This window comes from Ruminococcus sp. RTP21359st1_H3_RTP21359_211015, assembly GCF_040909065.1.
Lineage (GTDB): Bacteria > Bacillota > Clostridia > Oscillospirales > Ruminococcaceae > Hominimerdicola > Hominimerdicola aceti.
On sequence record NZ_JBDGDD010000017.1, the window covers coordinates 12245 to 30092 of the forward strand.

Here is a 17848-nt window from a genome sequence, read left to right on the forward strand (position 1 = left end):
TGTTTTGTACATTATAAATAAATTTCTATAATTCCCCTTGTGATTTTACAGAAAATATGTTATAATGATGCTAGACGTATTTATATAAGCAGAGGAGGGCTGTTTGTATGGAAATACCAGCTAAGACCTATAACGAAAAGTTCGAGAGCTTTTTGAAAATACTTGAAAGCGATGACAGATTTGATAATGTGTGCAAGAATTTTCTCGAAAGTATTTGCTCTGCACTTTATGTCAATGCGGCTACGGTAACAGTTTCAGGCTATGAAAACTCAGAACCTTTGAGTTATGAATTGATCGCTGATACACATAAATATACTGTATTTGCTTTTGATAAAGAATTTAATAGAAATAGATACAATGCAATGAAAAAAGCGCTTATGCAAACTGGTATCCACGTTGCGGATAAGGCTCATCCGAATGGAGATGCGGAGAAAATATCCCTGCGTGGGGTGGTGTATCCTTGTTCACTCACTTGTGCTGTCAAGGACACCAATAAGTATGTTGCATATTTCAATCTTTTGTCCTCTGATCCTGAGAGAGTATGGTCCCCTGAGGAGATACAGCTAGCCTCACGTCTGACATACATACTTTCTGGCATGCTCCATACTAGGAGAGCGGCTGAACATGCTGAAAGCACTACTCGCACGCTTACTGACGTTATGGATAATATGAATTCCTATGTGCTTGCAGTGGCACAGGACAGTGGTGAGATAGTTTTTGCCAGCAAGAGCTTTGAACAGTATTTGGGGAAACTGGTCGGCAAAAAGGAAAGTGACGTTTTCAGCAAAACTTGGTGTGAACTTCCTGCTCATAAGGAAGGAATGCTTTTTGGAGGAGATTATTATTCCGAGATCATGAACAAATGGTTCAATGTGTCGGAAAAACTCATAAAATGGCATGACGGCAGAACTATCAGACTTTGTACACTTAATGATATCTCAGAAAAGATAAATTATGAGAGGGTCATCGAAAAGCAGGTCTTTTACGATAATCTCACAGGTCTTCCTAACAGATTAAGTCTTGATAAGAGTATACAGGGCATTATTGAAAGCGATGAGAACAGCACTGTTATGCTCATTGACCTTGATAATTTCAAAAACATAAATGACAGCTATGGCCACAATAATGGTGACCGACTTCTTAAAGAGATAGGTAAATTCTTTGAGGATTTTGCCCAGAAGAATAAAAAGCTGAGCGTTTTTAGATTTGGCAGCGATGAGTTCGTTGTGCTTCTGAGAGATCAGGATCAGACCGAGATCGACAAGATATGCAAGATCATACATGATAAGTTCAACACAGAGTGGCAGATAGCTAACAGCACTTGCTATTGCACTTGTTCAATGGGCGTTGCGAAGTTCCCAAAGCTTGACGATACTGTAAACACAGTTCTTAAAAGGATCGACCTTGCCATTTCATATGCGAAAAAGCAGGGCAAGAATTGCACTATAAATTATAACGAAACTATCGGCAGGATACTTTCAAGGCAGATCGAACTTGAAAGGCTTATGCACAAGGATATCACAAATGGCTTTGCACATTTCACGGCGTACTATCAGCCTATATTCAGCAGCTCCGAAAAGAAGCTTGTGGGCTGTGAAGCGCTTATGAGGTGGAATCCACCTGAGTTCGGTCAGGTTTCCCCTGCCGAATTTATCCCTATGGCGGAAAGGCTTGGCTATATCAATCTCTTGGGCGAGAACATGATAAGGATCGCAGGCAGACAGTGCAAAAAGTGGGCTGACGCAGGGCTTGATTTGAGAATGAACATCAATCTGTCTGTAGGTCAGATAATTGAGCCTGATTTCCTTGACAAGATAGACACACTTTTTGACGAAACAGGCGCACCCCCTGAGAAGATATGTTTTGAGGTCACTGAAAGTCTTGCTATCCATGATATGGAAAAGATGAAGGAGCTTTTGAAGCATATAACAGACAAGGGCGTGAAGATAGCACTGGACGATTTCGGAACAGGATATTCTTCGCTTAACTGCATAAAGGAAATGCCTCTGAATACCATTAAAATAGACAAGTCGTTTATTGATGATATCGCAAAAAATCCTGACACTGCGGTGTTTGTTAAAATGATAGTTAATCTTTCTCACGACCTGCATATAGCAGTTTGCGCAGAGGGCGTTGAGGAACAGGTGCAGTTCGATATCCTGAGAGACCTGGAAACTGACGTTATACAAGGCTATTATTTCGGCAGACCTATGCCGTCAGACAAGTTTGAGGAGAAGTTCCTTAGCGAGAAACTCCAGTCAGTAAAATAAGTCGCCAAAAAAAGAAAGTTCGACCGTCGGGCGTAATACTCGGCGGTCTTATAAATATGTAAAAATCAAAATAAAGGGGAAAGCTTATGAGTGATGAGAAAAAAGACGTAAACAGCCAGCAGGAGAATGTGGGCAAAAAAGGCATAAACAAAAAGCTTATTATCGCTTTTGCAGGCATGGGCGCTGTTATAGTGGGGCTTGTTATTGCACTGATACTGGTGGCAACATCAGGTAAAAAAGACGTGGACAGCTCGGCTTCAAAGGCGGAGAGCGGTTCTGCGGTGGCTTCAGAAACCGATGACACCAGTGAGGAGGACTCTGTGGCTGATGAAAGCGAGGACGGGCCTGATGCTGATGAAGAGGAAAGCTCTCAGGAAAGCAAGGACGATAAAAAGGAAAAGGGCTTTATCATCTCCTATTCAGGGGACAACAGTTGGCAGGACGGCGACAAGGTCATGACAGGCATGGAGATAGGCATTGAGAACAACTCCGATGAAGCCCTCAAGGAGTGGACGCTGGAGCTTGAAATTGACCAGCTCAAAAGCTGTGACGGCTGGAACGGCAACTTTAAGGTCAAGGGCAACAAACTCACGGTCACGAATGTTGATTACAATGGCGAGATCGCAAAGGGCGGTTCGACCTCTATCGGCTGTAATATCGGAACTGGAACAAAGCTCAATGTTAAGTCTGCAAAGCTAAACGGTGTGGAGTGTACTGTTAAAAAGGGCAAGGTATCACAGAATAATAACAATAACAACAATAATCAGAATAATGACAAAAAGGTCACGGAAAAGGACGTTAAAAAGCTTCTAAAGCGTACCTCAAAGGCTAAACAGGGCGATGATTGGCTCCACACAGACGGAAGCAAGATACTTGATAAGGACGGCAAAGAGGTTTGGCTCACGGGCGTGAACTGGTTTGGCTACAACACAGGCACTAACACCTTTGACGGACTTTGGAACAGCGAGCTTGTGTCATCGGTGGAAGCTATCGCAGACCATGGTTTCAACCTTATAAGAGTGCCTATGTCAGCGGAGCTTATCAACCAGTGGTCGGAGGGCGAATATCCAAAGGCGAACTACAATAACGCATACAATGAAGAGCTGAACTCTATGAACAGCCTTGAGATATTTGATTATTTTCTCAAGCTTGCGGAGGAAAACGGTCTTAAAGTAATGCCTGATATCCATTCAGCGGAAACCAATGCCAGCGGTCATACTGTAAATCTGTGGTATACTGACAAGGTCACTGTAAAGGACTATTACCATGCTTTGGAGTGGCTTGCCGACAGATATAAGGACAATGACACTATCGTTGCATTTGACCTGAAAAACGAGCCCCACGGCAAGCCTAACGAGGGTGACGCTGCGGCAATATGGAATGATTCAAAGGATGCAAACAACTGGAAGTATGTGGCTGAAACGGCAGCGAGCAAGGTGCTTGCGAAAAATCCTAATGTGCTTATAATGGTCGAGGGTATCGAAATATACCCTAAGAACATCAAGAAAAACGGGGATTATTCCTCCACCAACAGTGATGATTACTATTTCAACTGGTGGGGCGGAAATCTCAGGGGCGTAAAGGACTATCCTATCGACCTTGGCAAATATCAGGATAAGCTTGTTTACTCGCCGCACGACTATGGTCCGACAGTTTATCAGCAGCCTTGGTTCGAGGGGGATTACACATACAAGAGCCTTATGAAAGATTGCTGGAAAGACAACTGGTTCTACATTCAGGAGCAGGATATCGCACCGCTTCTTATAGGCGAGTGGGGCGGCTTTATGACAGAGCCTAACCTAACTTGGATGACCTACATGAGAAAGCTCATAAAGGACAATCATGTAAATCACACTTTCTGGTGCTTCAATGCAAACTCAGGTGACACGGGCGGACTTGTAAAGGACGATTTTGTTACATGGGACGAGGAAAAGTATGATTTTGTCAAGGAAGTTCTTTGGCAGGAGGGAGGCAAGTTCGTTGGACTTGACCACGCTATCCCGCTTGGAGATAATGGTATAACTTTGAAAAAGGCAAAGGGTCTTTGATATCACATATAAAAATAGCGGACGAAGTTTTCGGGCTTCGTCCGCTTTTGTATTGTATTTTTATCGCTGGTCGCCCATAAAGAACAGAGCGAGAGTTCCAGGTCCTGAGTGTGAGCCTATAACAGCACCTGTGTAGCAGATATGCACAGTGGTCTTCTTGCCAAGCTTTTTTCGCATAAGGTCGGCTGCATATTCTGCGTCTGAAAGGCAGTCGCCATGGCAGACGGCTACTGTGGAATTATCCCAATTTCCCATGCGTTCGCACATCATATCCACAAGCTTTTCAATGGATTGCTTTCTGCCTCGTATCTTTCCAACTGGGATAAGATGTCCCTCGTTGTCAACGTGTAGAAGCGGTTTAATGCCAAGAATAGAGCCTGCTATGGCGGCAGTCTTTGATACTCTGCCACCTCGGTGGAGATATTTCAGGTCATCAACTGTGAAAACATGGCATAGGTGAAGCCTGTTGTCAGTGATCCACTGGGCAAGCTCGTCAATGGAAAGACCCTGCTTTTTCTTTTCGTCAGCCTTTATGAGCAAAAGACCTTCGCCTGTTGAAGCACAGAGGGAGTCTATGCAGATTATCTTGCCTTCTGGGTATTTTTCCATTACGCTATCTCTTGCAATGCAGGAAGTGTTGAAGCTGCCGCTAAGACCTGACGAAAATCCAAGATAAAGCACGTCATAGCCTGCGGCAAGTTCCTTTTCAAAAGCCTGTTCATAGTCGGAGATACCTATTTGCGATGTTTTCGTTACTGCTCCGTTTCGCATTTGGGAATAAAATTCAGGCAGCGTCATGTCATTCTTGCTCTTTACAACACCGTTTACCTCAAAAGATAATTCCAGAAGCGTCACGTCCATATTTTTTAATATATCCTCCGACAGATCGCAGGTGGAGTCGGAATATAGCTTGTATTTTCTGTCAGACATTTTTATCCTCCTTTTGCCGCTTGGGCAACAATATAAAAATATTATAACATATGGGCGGGCTTTTGTAAAATATCCCTCAACTATACTTTGTAAAATTTCTATGAACACAGTTGTCTGCGGTGCTGTGCGACAGTTAAGGTGTTTTCAGATACGCAAACAGAAAAGTCACGGCAGGCGGAGGAGATAAGCATATCGCTTATGCGATTTTCTATGAGGGCGGTAATTATGTGGCGTATCTCTCGTGCAGAGCCGCTTTTTGAAAGTGCCTGCTTTGCGATAAAAGGGTAGACCTCTGGCTGACAGGCGAGTGTACAGCCAAGTTCAGAGAGCCTTTTTTCAAGAGCGGATATTTCAAGGCGTGTAATGTTTTCCATATCGGAAAGGGTAAGATCGTTAAAAACTATCACCTCATCTATCCTGCCTAAAAGCTCGGGAGACATAAAGCTTTTAAGCTCTGAGAGCATGGCTTTTTTCTTGGCTTCGCCATTTGACTTGCTGTTTGAAAAGCCCACGGTCTTGGTTTCGGCAAGCTTTTTCACGCCGATATTCGAGGTCATTATTATAAGGACATTGGAGAAAGAAACTGTCCTGCCAGCGGAGTCGGTAAGACAGCCGTCCTCTAGTATCTGCAAAAGCAGATTGTAGATGTCAGGGTGAGCCTTTTCTATTTCGTCAAGAAGAAGCACACAGTAGGGCTTGCGGCGAATTTGTTCGGTAAGCCTGCCACCCTCGTCAAAGCCTACATATCCAGGGGGCGAGCCTATGAGCTTTGAAACGCTGTGGCGTTCCATGTATTCTGACATATCAAGCTTTACAATGGCATTATCTCTGCCAAAAAGCGTTTTGGCAAGATCTTTTGCAAGCTGGCTCTTGCCCACTCCCGTTGACCCTAAGAAAATAAAGCTTCCCATGGGGCGGTCGCTGCCCTTTAGTCCTGCACGACAGCGGCGGACGGCAGAGCAGAGTGACTTTATAGCCGTCTGCTGTCCCACAATGCTTTCGCTTAGCTTATCTTCAAGCCCTGTGAGCCTTGCGGCTTCGTCCTGTCCGATATCGGCGCAGTTTATGCCTGTGAGCGATGAAATAACGCTGTCAATGTGCCTTTTTTCAAGTGGTATGCGCTTTGGACGGCACTCTGTTATGGCGGTGAGATATTCGTCACGGGTGAGCTTGCCTTTCACATAATCGTTGAAAGCGTCTGATATTTTCTCACCAGAATTATTTTCACTTTGCTCTATGACCGCACAGGCACAGGCTTCGTCAAGGATATCAATTGCTTTGTCAGGAAAAAATCTGTCGGTGACATACCTTGCGGCAAGCTTAACTGCATATGGGATAAGGTCAGGGGAGATGTCAACGCTGTGGTGCTGTTCATATTTGTCTATAAGACCGCTGAGGATACGGCAGGTTTGGCTTTGATCAGGCTCATCTATCTTCACTTTCTGAAAGCGTCGCTCCATAGCTGAGTCTTTTTCAATATTTTTGCGGTATTCCTCAAAAGTCGTTGCGCCTATGAGCTGTAGACCGCCCCTTGCAAGCTGTGGTTTCAGGATATTTGCAGCGTCTATTGCACCCTCTGCCGCTCCTGCACCCATTATGTTGTGAAGCTCATCAATGAAAAGTATTACGTTTCCAGCCTTTGCGGCTTCGTCCATACAGCTTTTCAATCGCTCCTCAAAGTCCCCACGATATTTTGCTCCTGCAAGGAGGGCAGTTATATCAAGGGAGAAGATCCGCTTTGAGGACAACGCAGACGGCACTTCTCCAAGCATGATCTTTCTCGCAAGCCCCTCCACAACAGCGGTCTTTCCCACACCTGCCTCACCTACAAGGCAGGGATTGTTCTTTGTGCGGCGGCAGAGTATCTCCATGATACGTTCTGTTTCAGCTTCTCTGCCTATGCAGGGGTCAAATCTTTCGCACTCGCTTTTGCGTGTAAGCTCTCTGCCGTAGCGTTCAAGGGTCTTTAGCTTGGGATAATTTCTGTCTGAAAAAATATTAGGCTCGTTGCCTGACAATGAGCAATCGTTGTACATCTTGTTGCAGTTCACCCCTAACTGCTGCAATATCTCAAAGGCACAGCAATCACTGCGGCGGAGTATCATAGCAAGAATGTATTCCGTTCCTGCGATACCGCCACCCATGCTCTCGCACAGCCTTTTTGCGCCTTTTAAAACAGCAGCAGCGTTAGGAGTGATGTCATTTTTCGTAAGACGGCATGGCGTGCCTCTGCCTATGATGTATTCTATCTGCTCCTCTATACTTTGAGCCGTGACCTCGTGGCGCAGAAGCACTGCACAGGCTGTGGAGTCCTCCTCATAGGCGGCAGAGAGCAGGATATGCTCAGTGCCGATATAAGTATGCCCCCAGCTTCCTGCCAGAGTGACGGCATTTTTCACAAGCTCTCTTGCCCTTGGTGTAAAGCTGTCGCTATCAAAAAACTGTTCGTTCATAATATTCACCCCTTAAAATGTTTAAGACAAAGCTTTGTCTTAGCTACATTCTTGACAGTTTTGCGTCTTGTTATTCTCGCATTTTTATCGCTTTTATATTCTTATGCACAGGACAAATTCTCCTTGCAGATTTTTTTGTAACACATTTTTCTCTGCGTCATAAACTGTAATATAAAGCAACGGAGCAAAGCTTCAGCTTTATAAATCTTAATAAAAAAGGAGATTTCATTTATGAACGGTTGTGGATTTGGCGGTTGTTGGTGGATCATTATCCTTATTCTCATATTCTGCTGTGGCTGCGGCGGTTGCGGAAATGGCTGTGGCGGTTGCGGAAACGGCTGCGGTGGTTGTGGCTGCGACAATGGTTGCGGCGGCTGCGGATGCTGATCTGACGGCAAATAAAAGACGGCGGAGCATTACGCTTCGCCGCTTTTTTTTATTTATCTTCTTTTTCCAAACGCTTTTCAAGGCGTTTCACAATAGTTTTCAGTGCTTTTATGCGGGCGTATTTTTTATCGTTGCCCTCAAGTATCGTCCATGGTGCTATATCTGTGGAGGTAAGTGTTATCATGCGGTCAACATATTTCTCATAGGTGTCCCACTTTTCACGGTTGCGCCAATCCTCATCGGTTATCTTCCAACGCTTTTCAGGCGTGTTCTCACGCTCGTTAAAACGGCGGAGCTGTTCGTCTTTATCAACATTCACCCAGAATTTTATTATCTCTGCGCCCCAATCATGAAGCTGACTTTCAAACTCGTTTATCTCACGATAAGCCATGTTCACACGTTCTTCGGGGGTGAGCTTTTCGATAGGCTCGACCATTACTCTGCCATACCATGTGCGGTCAAAGATAGTAAAGTGACCATTCTTTTCAAGACGTGTCCAGAAACGCCATAGATAGTGCCTTGCAAGCTCTGACGGTTCTGGTGCAGCGATAGGGTGAACTTCATAGCCCCTTGGATCAAGGGCAGCCGCAATACGCTTGATATTTCCGCCTTTTCCTGCTGCATCCCAGCCTTCATAGCATATTATAACAGGTATCTTCTTCTGATAGCAGAGATTTTGCAGCTTGAAAAGCTTGTCCTGATATTTTTTCAGCTTTTTCTCATATTCCGCTTCGTCAAGGGACTTGTTCATATCCACTTCTGCAAGAGCAGGCATTTCAATAGTTTTATATTCAGGATAATTGTATCCGCAGGTGTCGAGCTGTGGTTCGGGAATATAATGTTCGCCCTTCTCCTTGGCGGAAACTGCAGTGCTTACTGCCTTTGTGACCGCTGTCAGCACTTCAAGCTCAGCAGAGGCACGTTCATTTGCCCCAACGCAAGTCCACGGAGCAAATGCTGTGTTTGTGTTTTCAAGCATTTTGTCATATCTGCGGAAAAACTTATCGTATTTTTCCATGTTCTTTATATCGTGGCTTTCCACACGCCAGCTTGTAACAGAGGAGTTCTCCAGCTTTTCGATACGCTTTTTCTGCTCGTCTTCGGTAATGTGCAGGAAAATTTTCACGATAACATATCCGTCATCTGTAAGCTGCCTTTCAAAGGTGCAGATATCTTCAAGACGTGTGTCCCTTGTTTCCTTGTCTATCTCACCGTACATAAAGGCGTTCACAGTGTCGCGATACCAGCTTCGGTCAAGGATAAGAAACTCACCTTTTTTCGGCAGTGTCTGCCAGTAACGCCACAGCCATGGCATACGCTTTTCCTGCTCATTCGGTGCACGATAGGAAACCACCTTGTAAAAACGTGGGTCAAGAGAGCGTATGAGCTTTGCTATCATCGAGCCTTTGCCTGCGGCAGACCAGCCGTCAAATGTGATTATAACAGGCACTCCTGCGGTCTTTATTTTGTTTTCAAGCAGTGTGAGCTGTTCTCTCAGCCCTTTTAGCTGTTCGGATATCTCTGATTTTTCTGTGTTTTTCTGTATGATCTTTTCAAGCATTGCTATCTCTCCTCTTTTCACTAAATTGTTATTATCACAACTTAATTTATTTGATTTATGCATATTATACACAATTTATCTTTAATTGTATATAGACATTTTTCATGAAAATGCTATCTCTTTTTTGTTAATACGGAGTTAATATTATTGGTTTATACTAATATGATATAAAATATCTCGCAAAGGACGGCAGTGATATGTCAAAAAAAGACGAAAAGGACATTAATATATCAAAGCTCGACAAAAGTCTGGAGGGTCAGGGTCTGTTGGAGGACGCTGATGACGCAGAGTATGAGCGCACACTGGCTCAGCAAAGGCGTGAGGCTGAGGAGCGTGAAAGGCAGGTTTTAGAGCAGGCGGAAGCTGAAAGACGTGAGCGTGAACGTCAGGAAGAAAAGGAACGTGAACGCAGGCTTGCTCAGGAGCGTATCGAGCTTATGAAGCTCAAAAGCGGAGTTATCGATGAAAGCGAGTCTTCCATAAAGGAAGAGCATGACCAAATAAGAGAGCTTCACGGCTTTGAAAAGGTGCAGAATTTCTTTTATCACAACAAGGTGTGGATAATCTTTACAATATTTATCATAGCGGTGGCGGCATTTATTTTTATTGACGCTGCAAGGCGAGAAAAGGCTGACCTGACAGTGCTTATGATCGCAAACAACGGCTTGGAAACACGTCAGGAGGAACTGGAGAATTTCTTTGAAAAATACACGGACGATCTTGACGGCAATGGTTATGTCCATGTTGAGGTCATTATGATTCCGCTAAATTCTCACAGCGACGATTATCAGCAACAGAACGTGAACAGCACTAAGTTTTTGGCACAGCTTCAGGGGGGCGAGTCTATACTTGTTATAACAGACTCAAACACTGACGAGGAGTTCAAGTCAATAATGACTCCTGAGTTGCCAAAGGAATTTCCGAACAACAAGTATGTTGATGATATGGGCATGAGCTGGAACATGGAGATCATGGCAAAGGAGCTTAACTTCGAGAATATGCCGAATGATATCCACCTTTCAATGAGAACGCCAGTTAAGACTTTGGGCGACTCAAAGGAAACTATGCAGGAGAATTATGATAAGGCGTTCAAAGTTTTCAAACGCATAGTTGACGATATGACTGAGAAAGCCATAGAGGCAGGAGATAAGGGTCTTACAACTGAGCCTGTCCACTATGATGACAGCAGTTTGGAAAGCTCTGATAGCACAGAAAGCTCAGAAAATAAGTAACGGATATTTGGCTGTAGGGGACTGCGTTTTCGACGTCCCGTATGACAAAGTAAAGAATAGCGGACAACCACTTTCCTGTGGCTGTCCGCTTTGTGTTTGTATCAGTATTGATAATCATAATTTGTGTTGTCCTGATAATAGCCGTCTGCCTGACTTGATTGTGTGTCGGAAGTGTTCAGGCTTGAACAGTTTTGATCTTCGGCATATTTGTAATCAGAGGTGACACCAAGATATTCTTCAAGGCAAAGTCCGCTCTTTGTGACAGCTTCGGCTTTTTCCTTGCCAAGATAGCGGATATGCCACGGCTCATACACATATCCTGTTTTATCCTCTTTTCCCTCAGGGTATCGGATAATAAAGCCGTACTCTGCACAGTGTTCAGCCAGCCAGTTGGCTTCGGGAGTGCCTGCAAAGCTGTCCTCGGTGGTGTTTACATCAAAGGTCAGACCCGTCTGATGTTCTGAATGTCCCGGACGGGAAGATACCTCGTCTGCGGCTTCTGTGCCACGCTCTGCGGCATAGGAGTTATAAAGAGATTCCTGATCCTGATATGAACGATAGCTTGAATTTACAAAGAGCGTTATGCCGTCCTGAGCCGCTGCAGCTGCCATTTCGTCAAAGGCGTTCTGTGCAATTGTGCTTACGCCCGGTGCATAATCTGATGGCAGGGAGTAGGTCTTGTTCACAATAAGAATACCGTCAACAAAGGTCATGCCGTTTGACTGCTCTATCTTATGCTTTGTTTCTTCTGCTTTGCTGTTGTCGGAGGTTTTCTTTTTGGTGGTGGTCTTTGCTTCCGCCTGCTTTGTGCTTTCGGTCTGTGATGATGAATCAGCAGCAGGCTTGTTGTCTGACTTTCCACCACAGGCTTTCACTATCACAAAAATTATCACCAAAAGAATTGCTATGGCAATGATACGGTTTTTCATAACACGCCTGTGTTCTCTTGCGCGCCTTTCAGCACGGCGTTTTTCCATTTCAATGCGCATTCTTTCGTATTCTTCATCACGATAAGCGCTGTATTCGTCAGGCTGGCTATTAGTGCCTTGGGATAAATTCTCGTTATTAGTCTGATTATTCATAAATATCCTCTTTTTTGTAATTTGTTTTTTACGTTTTGTGTTGCCTTTATTATATCACAGACACATAAAATATTCAAGTCGGATATTGTCGGCTTATTTCATAACATAAACATAGCATTGATATAGCGGCATAGATTCGTATTCACCATTATCTGGGTCATTCCACATGTGGTCTTTTCTTTCCTGAACTATATCATCATGGAAAAAGCAAACACCAAGATATGTGTAATCTTCCAAGCCGTTGATCAGATTGTCACCGTAAGAGAGACCGAAGCTTGCATTATTTTTTAACCAAGTAAAAAGCTCTGTGTATGCCTCGTCATAGTCTGAAACACAGCTGTTGTTTGCTGTGAATTGTCGTATTTTGCTGTTGTTAGGCAGACCGACCTCAGAGAGATGTTCGTATACGTTGCCAATGCCTTGGCAGTAGTCGTCCATTTGATACAGGCTCTTTTGCAAACATTCATCAAGCTGTCCGCTTGCACGGAGTGGTTTCAGACCATATTTCTCACGGAGAGGATTTACATAATCGAGCAGGTCAAGGGTCATCTGACTTGCACCATCAGGGGAGTAATATTCAGGCTCGACAGACTCGGCCTGCTGGGTATCTTCTGTGTTTTCCTGCGGTATATCCTGCTGTATCTCAGGCTCTGTCACAGGCTCAGTCACTTTTTCTGTAGTGGTAGTGGTGGTGACTGCGGCGGCTTTTGACTCTGCTAACGCCGCCCCTTCTGCAATATCTGACGCAAGGGCAGCCTTGTCAGGCTCACGCTTTTTTGTGGTAGTAGTCATGACAGTGGTGACGGGAGGCAGAGTAGTTGTCACAGGTGTATTTGTGGTGACAGTGGCAGCAGATTGAGGTGTGCTTTTTTTCACAGCCGTGGTCTTATCACTATTGTTATTATAAGTATACACCCCGAAAACAGTTGCGGATACTAATGCCACAGCGATTATTGGTGTGGTTATTTTTGCTTTTAAAAACACTTTTTTTGGAGTAGCGAGAACTATTTCTTGCCTCTTGTTTATTTCGCTCATGCAGCCAAAGCAAAAAATGGAATCGTCATGAAGAATTCTTCCGCAATTAGGACATTTTTTCATATTTTAGTTTTCTCCTGATCTTATTAAGCACATTGTACAGCTCTTCCGCAGTGCTATATCTGTCGTCTGGATTGATAGAAAGGCATTTCTTTATGACTTTCAGAATTTTTTTGTTTTCGCACATTTTGACCGACGGGTGTTCGCCTGTCAAAAGAACGTTCAGAAGCACTGCCAGAGAATAGAGATCTGTTCTTGCGTCAGATTGCTGCATACCGAATTGTTCAGGTGCGGCAAAGCCTACAGTTCCTAAAGTCTGGGTGTCAGAGCGTTGATTAGATTTATAAATTTTAGAAATATCAAAATCTATAATCTTGACATTATTGTCGTCACATATTATAATATTATCAGGCTTTATATCACGGTGAACGATGCCGCTGTTGTGAAGAGCATACAATCCCTGGCATATGGAGCAGGTAATGTTCAGGGCGTCGTGTTCTGCTAGTGTTTCGCCGTTTGCATAATCCGTAAGAGTCATGCCGTCGCAGAATTCTTCATAGATAGTATATGCTTCAGTGCTTTCGGAGATCTCGTAGATACGGCAAAGATATGGATTATTTATCAATGCGAGCCTTTGGTATACAGAAACGTCAGCAGGCTTATAGATAATGTGCCGCACCATTTTTACACCTGTGTCACTCTCTAAAATGACTTTTTCGTGCTTGCTGTTTTTAAATAGATAGTTTTTGCAGTCGAACATTTTGTCGATCTGTTCTGTTTCAAAATCATATAAGCTTTTTTGTGACATATTTCTCATCTCCAATGTAAAAATGTAAAAAATAAATTATTATAGGAAGGAACTGGTGACATGAAAAAAACAACACAGCTTATGGAGGAGCTAAATGGAAGCGATGATATCAACAGTTTTTTAAGCAACAATAAGGATTCTCTTGACAGACAGGATTTTGCACGTTATCTTTGTGAGCTTGTGAAAAAGAAAAAGATGACAAAGATAGAGGTCATAAGAATATCCCAGCTAAATCAAATATATGGATATCAGATATTTGCAGGAGCAAGACTTCCAAGCAAGGATAAGATAATCGCTATCGCACTTGCAATGAAGCTTGATGTTGATACCGTTCAGCGACTTCTGACCCTTGCGGGTGAAGCTCAGCTTTATCCTAAAAACACCCGTGATTGCATACTCATTGACGCAATAAACAAAGGCTATGATGTGGCAAAGCTCAACAAAGTGCTTTTTGAAAATGGTTCACAGTGCCTTAAATAACGATCGTTTCATAAAGCAGCTCTGGTTCTTCGGAGCTGCTTTTTTATTATCGTAACAAATATTATATCACATTTTGACAAGGTTTTCAAGAGTTGTCAGGACATAAAAACACACGCCGCAGAAAATTTCCGCGGCGTGTTTCTCTCTATTTAACTCTTATGGAACGAGAGTTGTAGTTGTTGCCTTATCCTTTGCAGATGTAGTTGTTTCTGCTACAGAAGAATCGGTCTTTGCTGTTGTTGTGGTCGTAGTTGTTGCTTCGTTTGCTGCAGCCGATGAAGAATCGTCAGTTGCAGGCTTTGAAGCCGCACCAGCCTTAGTTGTTGTGTAACCCTCGGCTTCAATTACCTTCTTCTTGAAATCTGCTTCTTTGTTGTAGTAAGATGTTGAGAAGTAAGGCTCTTCAGTAAATGTTTCACCTGTTGCAACGATATTTGAGCAGTAGATCGAAGCATAGAATGAAACTGCCTTTTTCTCCTTATCTGTCTTTACAGTTATCTTGTAAAGATTGTAGAGTGCATTTGTGTTCTCCCAAGAATCATAATTCTTCTTGTTTGTGAATGCAACATAAGTGTCAACGTAATCAAAAGACTCGATAGATGTTACCTTGCCGTCAAAGTCAGCAGGATATGGAGCGTAATGACCCTTTATATCCTTTCTCATGTCTTCGATCTTGTCGTCGAGATATGACTGATAGCTGTCCATAGCAGCCTTGCCGTTGTCAGCTGTTACATATGCAGGGAATGTTTCGTCAACTGTTATTTCCTTAACATAAACAGTGTCGCCCCAATCGTTTGTTTCAGTTTTGCCGGAAAGTGTGATACCATTTCTTGCAAGTGAGGAATAAGGGCTGCAAGTTACCTTGAATGTGCCGCCGATGCCAATATAATCATCGCATGATACTGAGTAAGAAACATTGTCCTTAAGAGCAGCAGGGATAGACTCGTCCTTTACTGAGTAAGGCTTAACAAATGGAACACCGCCTGAGCATTCAAATTCAAGTCCCTCGAATGGGTCGATCTCCTGAGTTTTTTCAAGACCCTCAACAGTGAAATCCTTTGTTACCTTGCCGTCCTTAACGTCGGCTGTCTTGTATGTATAATACTTGTCGTCATATTCAAACCAAGTCATGTCACCGCTTTCTTCTGCGCCATAAACGTCTATGTTAGCTGTAACAGTGTACTTGTCGCCGTTTTTCAGATCTGACTTGTAGTCATAATCATAGTAGATAAATGGATATGCTGAGTCATATGAAACGTCAGCAGAGCCGTTGCCGTCAAAGCCTGAGAACTTGACCTCAACGCCCTTGAAGAAGTCGATCTCCTCACCATTTTTAAGATCCTTTACAGTTACCTCAAACTCAGTGTTCTTTAGCTTTATGTTCTTGTCCTTGAGAGAATCCTCGTTGTACTTTACGGTGCATTTTACCTTGTCACCGTTTTTAAGATTCTTGTTTGCTTTCTTATCAAAAGTGATCTTCAGCTTATACTCGCCATCGCTATTTGTTTTGAGAAGGGCATTTCTCATCTTCTTAGCTTCTGTAAAATCATCAGCTTTGTTAAATGCTTTTGTAAGAGTTTTCTTGTCAAGTGCAAAATACTTGCTTACCTTTGATGACTTGTCAGATGAGCTTGCATAGTCGGAAAGATCATCAAGGTCGCCAAGGTCAAGATCTGTCTCGTCAGCAAGGTCGCCGAGAGCGCTTGTAGCGTCTGCCATTGAATAGTAGCTCTTGTCATAGCAGTTAAGCTCTGCCTCAACATAGCCACAGCCGTCAATGCCCTTAAATTCAAACTTGAAAAGATCCTTTGCGTCGATCACCTGATATTTAAGAATGTTGCACAGAATGATGATCGCAACGATAACAACGATAAGAGCTGCAGCGGCGATAAGTGTTATCTTCTTGTGACCCTTTACCCATTCGCCAAGCTTAGCAAAAGGATTTGGCTTTGCAGCCGCAGGAGCTGCTGCCTGAGCGTAGTTGTTTGCTGGTTGTGCATACTGCTGGTCATACTGAGGAGCCTGCTGCTGTACAGGCTGAGCCTGCTGAACGGGTGCCTGAGCAGGTGCTGCCTGCTGTGTGGAAATGCCTGCTTCGGCTTCCATTTCGGCGACAGACGCACCGCAGCCGCCACAGAATTTTTCTTCTGGACCTATTGGCGCTCCGCACTTAGCACAAAACTTGATAGTGTTCATTTCATACCTCCATTGATACTTCTTTTCTAAACAGGATAAAATTTTTTATCCTATTCATACATTCTAAGTATAATATTAGCAGAAAGAAAAGTCAAGAAAAACTCTTTGAAACCGCCTTGTTCTGTATGATTTTTGTAGATTTGTACAATAACGCAAGAAAAAATCATACACTTTGATAACGTTTTAGACACAATTTTTCTACATTAAAAAACCGAATATAAATGAGGATACTGAGTGTGGTATATCTTCTCTGTCCATGAGCGTATGCTCTCGCACTCTGACAAAAATTCCTCAGAGCTCTTTTCCAATAGGGCGGGGAGCTTTGCCACTGCATAGGAGATATCATCAAGTGTGCAGGATTGTGCTATATATGATATTCTTACATAATATTTATTCCAGGCATTTTCGAGTTCTTCGAGCCGTTGGGCTGTGTCGCTGTCCTCATTTCTGTAGCTGTTTTCAGCGGCGTTCACAAGGCTTATGAACTTATCGTTTTCTTTTTTTACCGCAAATACGGAGAACACTGACATGGCGGCTATGACAGTGAGGATAATAATGCAGGCGGTCAATCTTTTCATTGTGATTGCTCCTTTATACTTTTTTCTTGCCCTTGTCTTTTCTTATGGCAACTATCTGCCCTGAGGGGTCAGCGGTGCAGATGTAAACATCTTTCAGGGGCATACCCTTTTCTCCTAGCTTTTTCATGAGCCACTTTTCGTCCTTGCCGATAAGACCAAGGGCGGAATATATTATCCTTCCGTTGTCGACAACGAGCTGTGGAGGGTCGGTCTGAGATTCTTTTAAGCCCATTCCGCCATTGTTCACAGGTCGAAACTGTGCTTTCTGATAGACCGATATCTTGCCTGTTGTTTCCACCACCGCAAGCTGTACCTCGTTTATATCGAATATACCCATGCTTCTTAGGGACTCCAAAAGATCGTCTGCAGAAAAACGCAGGTCTTTGAGCTGTTTTTGATCTATGATCCCACGGGTCACGACTATTTTCGGAGAGCCGCATATGAGCTTTCTAAGCCCTCTGAATTTAAGCGAGCAGTGAGAGAGTATAACGTCAAGGCACACCAGCGTGAATATAGGCACTATGCCCATTGACATCGGTATAGTCATATCCTCGATAGGCAGGGTGGCGATGTTTGAAAGCAGAAGCGTTATAACAAGCTCCGAGGGCTGTAATTCGCCTATCTGCCTTTTGCCCATAAGGCGTATGCTTATGACAATGAGTATATAAAGTATAACGGCTCTGAAAAAAACTATCAGCATTTTGTTTTCCTCCAATATGGTCAAAGCTATTTTTTGCAGCTTTAATGCAGAATATTCTGATAACAGCCGCAGATAATAAATACAACAA

14 protein-coding genes are annotated in these 17848 nt (G+C 43.5%); 5 read left to right on the plus strand and 9 right to left on the minus strand.

From position 1 onward, the window contains the following. The first annotated feature begins 107 nt into the window (after nt 1-107). On the plus strand, nt 108-2270 hold the full coding sequence (locus tag AB5Z01_RS08400) for a bifunctional diguanylate cyclase/phosphodiesterase (RefSeq protein ID WP_287214347.1): 2163 nt from the start codon (nt 108-110) through the stop codon (nt 2268-2270). 86 nt (nt 2271-2356) lie between these two features. Next, the gene (locus AB5Z01_RS08405; protein WP_287214349.1) at nt 2357-4318 is read left to right on the plus strand and encodes a cellulase family glycosylhydrolase; all 1962 of its coding nucleotides are present in this window, start codon (nt 2357-2359) and stop codon (nt 4316-4318) included. Between the two features lie 60 nt (nt 4319-4378). On the opposite strand, the gene AB5Z01_RS08410 is transcribed toward AB5Z01_RS08405, so the two are convergent. Together AB5Z01_RS08410 and AB5Z01_RS08415 are read right to left on the minus strand one after the other, a co-directional pair. Next, a complete protein-coding gene (locus AB5Z01_RS08410; RefSeq protein ID WP_038670760.1) occupies nt 4379-5248 on the minus strand; it encodes a DegV family protein in 870 nt (289 codons plus the stop codon). Nucleotides 5249-5346: 98 nt separating this feature from the next. Continuing rightward, entirely contained in the window at nt 5347-7701 is a 2355-nt protein-coding gene (locus AB5Z01_RS08415) for an ATP-dependent Clp protease ATP-binding subunit (RefSeq protein WP_368365456.1), read from the minus strand. Between the two features lie 231 nt (nt 7702-7932). Here AB5Z01_RS08415 and AB5Z01_RS08420 point away from each other — a divergent pair, with 231 nt between their 5' ends. Next, nucleotides 7933-8088 carry a hypothetical protein gene (locus AB5Z01_RS08420; RefSeq protein ID WP_022288524.1) on the plus strand — a complete coding sequence of 52 codons (156 nt, stop codon included), beginning with the start codon at nt 7933-7935 and terminating at the stop codon, nt 8086-8088. 49 nt (nt 8089-8137) lie between these two features. On the opposite strand, the gene pap is transcribed toward AB5Z01_RS08420, so the two are convergent. Next, the gene (gene pap / locus AB5Z01_RS08425; RefSeq protein ID WP_368365458.1) at nt 8138-9649 is read right to left on the minus strand and encodes a polyphosphate:AMP phosphotransferase; all 1512 of its coding nucleotides are present in this window, start codon (nt 9647-9649) and stop codon (nt 8138-8140) included. Between the two features lie 197 nt (nt 9650-9846). On the opposite strand from pap, the gene AB5Z01_RS08430 reads away from it, so the two are divergent. Continuing rightward, nucleotides 9847-10881, plus strand: a complete 1035-nt coding sequence (locus AB5Z01_RS08430; RefSeq protein WP_368365459.1) for a hypothetical protein — start codon at nt 9847-9849, stop codon at nt 10879-10881. 101 nt (nt 10882-10982) lie between these two features. Here AB5Z01_RS08430 and AB5Z01_RS08435 read toward each other — a convergent pair whose 3' ends face one another. From AB5Z01_RS08435 to AB5Z01_RS08445, 3 genes are all read right to left on the minus strand, one after another. Continuing rightward, on the minus strand, nt 10983-11963 hold the full coding sequence (locus AB5Z01_RS08435; RefSeq protein WP_368365460.1) for a D-alanyl-D-alanine carboxypeptidase family protein: 981 nt from the start codon (nt 11961-11963) through the stop codon (nt 10983-10985). Between the two features lie 93 nt (nt 11964-12056). Then, nucleotides 12057-13061, minus strand: coding sequence for a zinc ribbon domain-containing protein (locus tag AB5Z01_RS08440; protein ID WP_287214357.1), 1005 nt, complete (start codon nt 13059-13061; stop codon nt 12057-12059). After that, on the minus strand, nt 13045-13806 hold the full coding sequence (locus AB5Z01_RS08445; RefSeq protein WP_051706340.1) for a serine/threonine-protein kinase: 762 nt from the start codon (nt 13804-13806) through the stop codon (nt 13045-13047). Before AB5Z01_RS08445 ends, AB5Z01_RS08440 begins: the two co-directional genes overlap by 17 nt. Before the next feature lie 60 nt (nt 13807-13866). Here AB5Z01_RS08445 and AB5Z01_RS08450 point away from each other — a divergent pair, with 60 nt between their 5' ends. Further along, the gene (locus tag AB5Z01_RS08450) at nt 13867-14286 is read left to right on the plus strand and encodes a hypothetical protein (protein WP_022288517.1); all 420 of its coding nucleotides are present in this window, start codon (nt 13867-13869) and stop codon (nt 14284-14286) included. 156 nt (nt 14287-14442) lie between these two features. On the opposite strand, the gene AB5Z01_RS08455 is transcribed toward AB5Z01_RS08450, so the two are convergent. The 3 genes from AB5Z01_RS08455 to AB5Z01_RS08465 all read right to left on the minus strand — a co-directional run bounded on the left by AB5Z01_RS08455 (nt 14443) and on the right by AB5Z01_RS08465 (nt 17760). Next, nucleotides 14443-16482, minus strand: coding sequence for a zinc ribbon domain-containing protein (locus AB5Z01_RS08455; RefSeq protein WP_287214362.1), 2040 nt, complete (start codon nt 16480-16482; stop codon nt 14443-14445). Nucleotides 16483-16685: 203 nt separating this feature from the next. After that, the gene (locus AB5Z01_RS08460; RefSeq protein ID WP_118162147.1) at nt 16686-17060 is read right to left on the minus strand and encodes a DUF4363 family protein; all 375 of its coding nucleotides are present in this window, start codon (nt 17058-17060) and stop codon (nt 16686-16688) included. 13 nt (nt 17061-17073) lie between these two features. Then, entirely contained in the window at nt 17074-17760 is a 687-nt protein-coding gene (locus AB5Z01_RS08465) for a DUF421 domain-containing protein (protein WP_287214364.1), read from the minus strand. Nucleotides 17761-17848: the final 88 nt, after the last annotated feature.

Bases quoted from the DNA above. Each gene is read 5' to 3' on its own strand.
- AB5Z01_RS08400 (WP_287214347.1), top strand. From the start codon at position 108: ATGGAAATACCAGCTAAGACCTATAACGAAAAGTTCGAGAGCTTTTTG.
- AB5Z01_RS08405 (WP_287214349.1), top strand. From the start codon at position 2,357: ATGAGTGATGAGAAAAAAGACGTAAACAGCCAGCAGGAGAATGTGGGC.
- AB5Z01_RS08410 (WP_038670760.1), bottom strand. From the start codon at position 5,248: ATGTCTGACAGAAAATACAAGCTATATTCCGACTCCACCTGCGATCTG.
- AB5Z01_RS08415 (WP_368365456.1), bottom strand. From the start codon at position 7,701: ATGAACGAACAGTTTTTTGATAGCGACAGCTTTACACCAAGGGCAAGA.
- AB5Z01_RS08420 (WP_022288524.1), top strand. From the start codon at position 7,933: ATGAACGGTTGTGGATTTGGCGGTTGTTGGTGGATCATTATCCTTATT.
- pap (WP_368365458.1), bottom strand. From the start codon at position 9,649: ATGCTTGAAAAGATCATACAGAAAAACACAGAAAAATCAGAGATATCC.
- AB5Z01_RS08430 (WP_368365459.1), top strand. From the start codon at position 9,847: ATGTCAAAAAAAGACGAAAAGGACATTAATATATCAAAGCTCGACAAA.
- AB5Z01_RS08435 (WP_368365460.1), bottom strand. From the start codon at position 11,963: ATGAATAATCAGACTAATAACGAGAATTTATCCCAAGGCACTAATAGC.
- AB5Z01_RS08440 (WP_287214357.1), bottom strand. From the start codon at position 13,061: ATGAAAAAATGTCCTAATTGCGGAAGAATTCTTCATGACGATTCCATT.
- AB5Z01_RS08445 (WP_051706340.1), bottom strand. From the start codon at position 13,806: ATGTCACAAAAAAGCTTATATGATTTTGAAACAGAACAGATCGACAAA.
- AB5Z01_RS08450 (WP_022288517.1), top strand. From the start codon at position 13,867: ATGAAAAAAACAACACAGCTTATGGAGGAGCTAAATGGAAGCGATGAT.
- AB5Z01_RS08455 (WP_287214362.1), bottom strand. From the start codon at position 16,482: ATGAACACTATCAAGTTTTGTGCTAAGTGCGGAGCGCCAATAGGTCCA.
- AB5Z01_RS08460 (WP_118162147.1), bottom strand. From the start codon at position 17,060: ATGAAAAGATTGACCGCCTGCATTATTATCCTCACTGTCATAGCCGCC.
- AB5Z01_RS08465 (WP_287214364.1), bottom strand. From the start codon at position 17,760: ATGCTGATAGTTTTTTTCAGAGCCGTTATACTTTATATACTCATTGTC.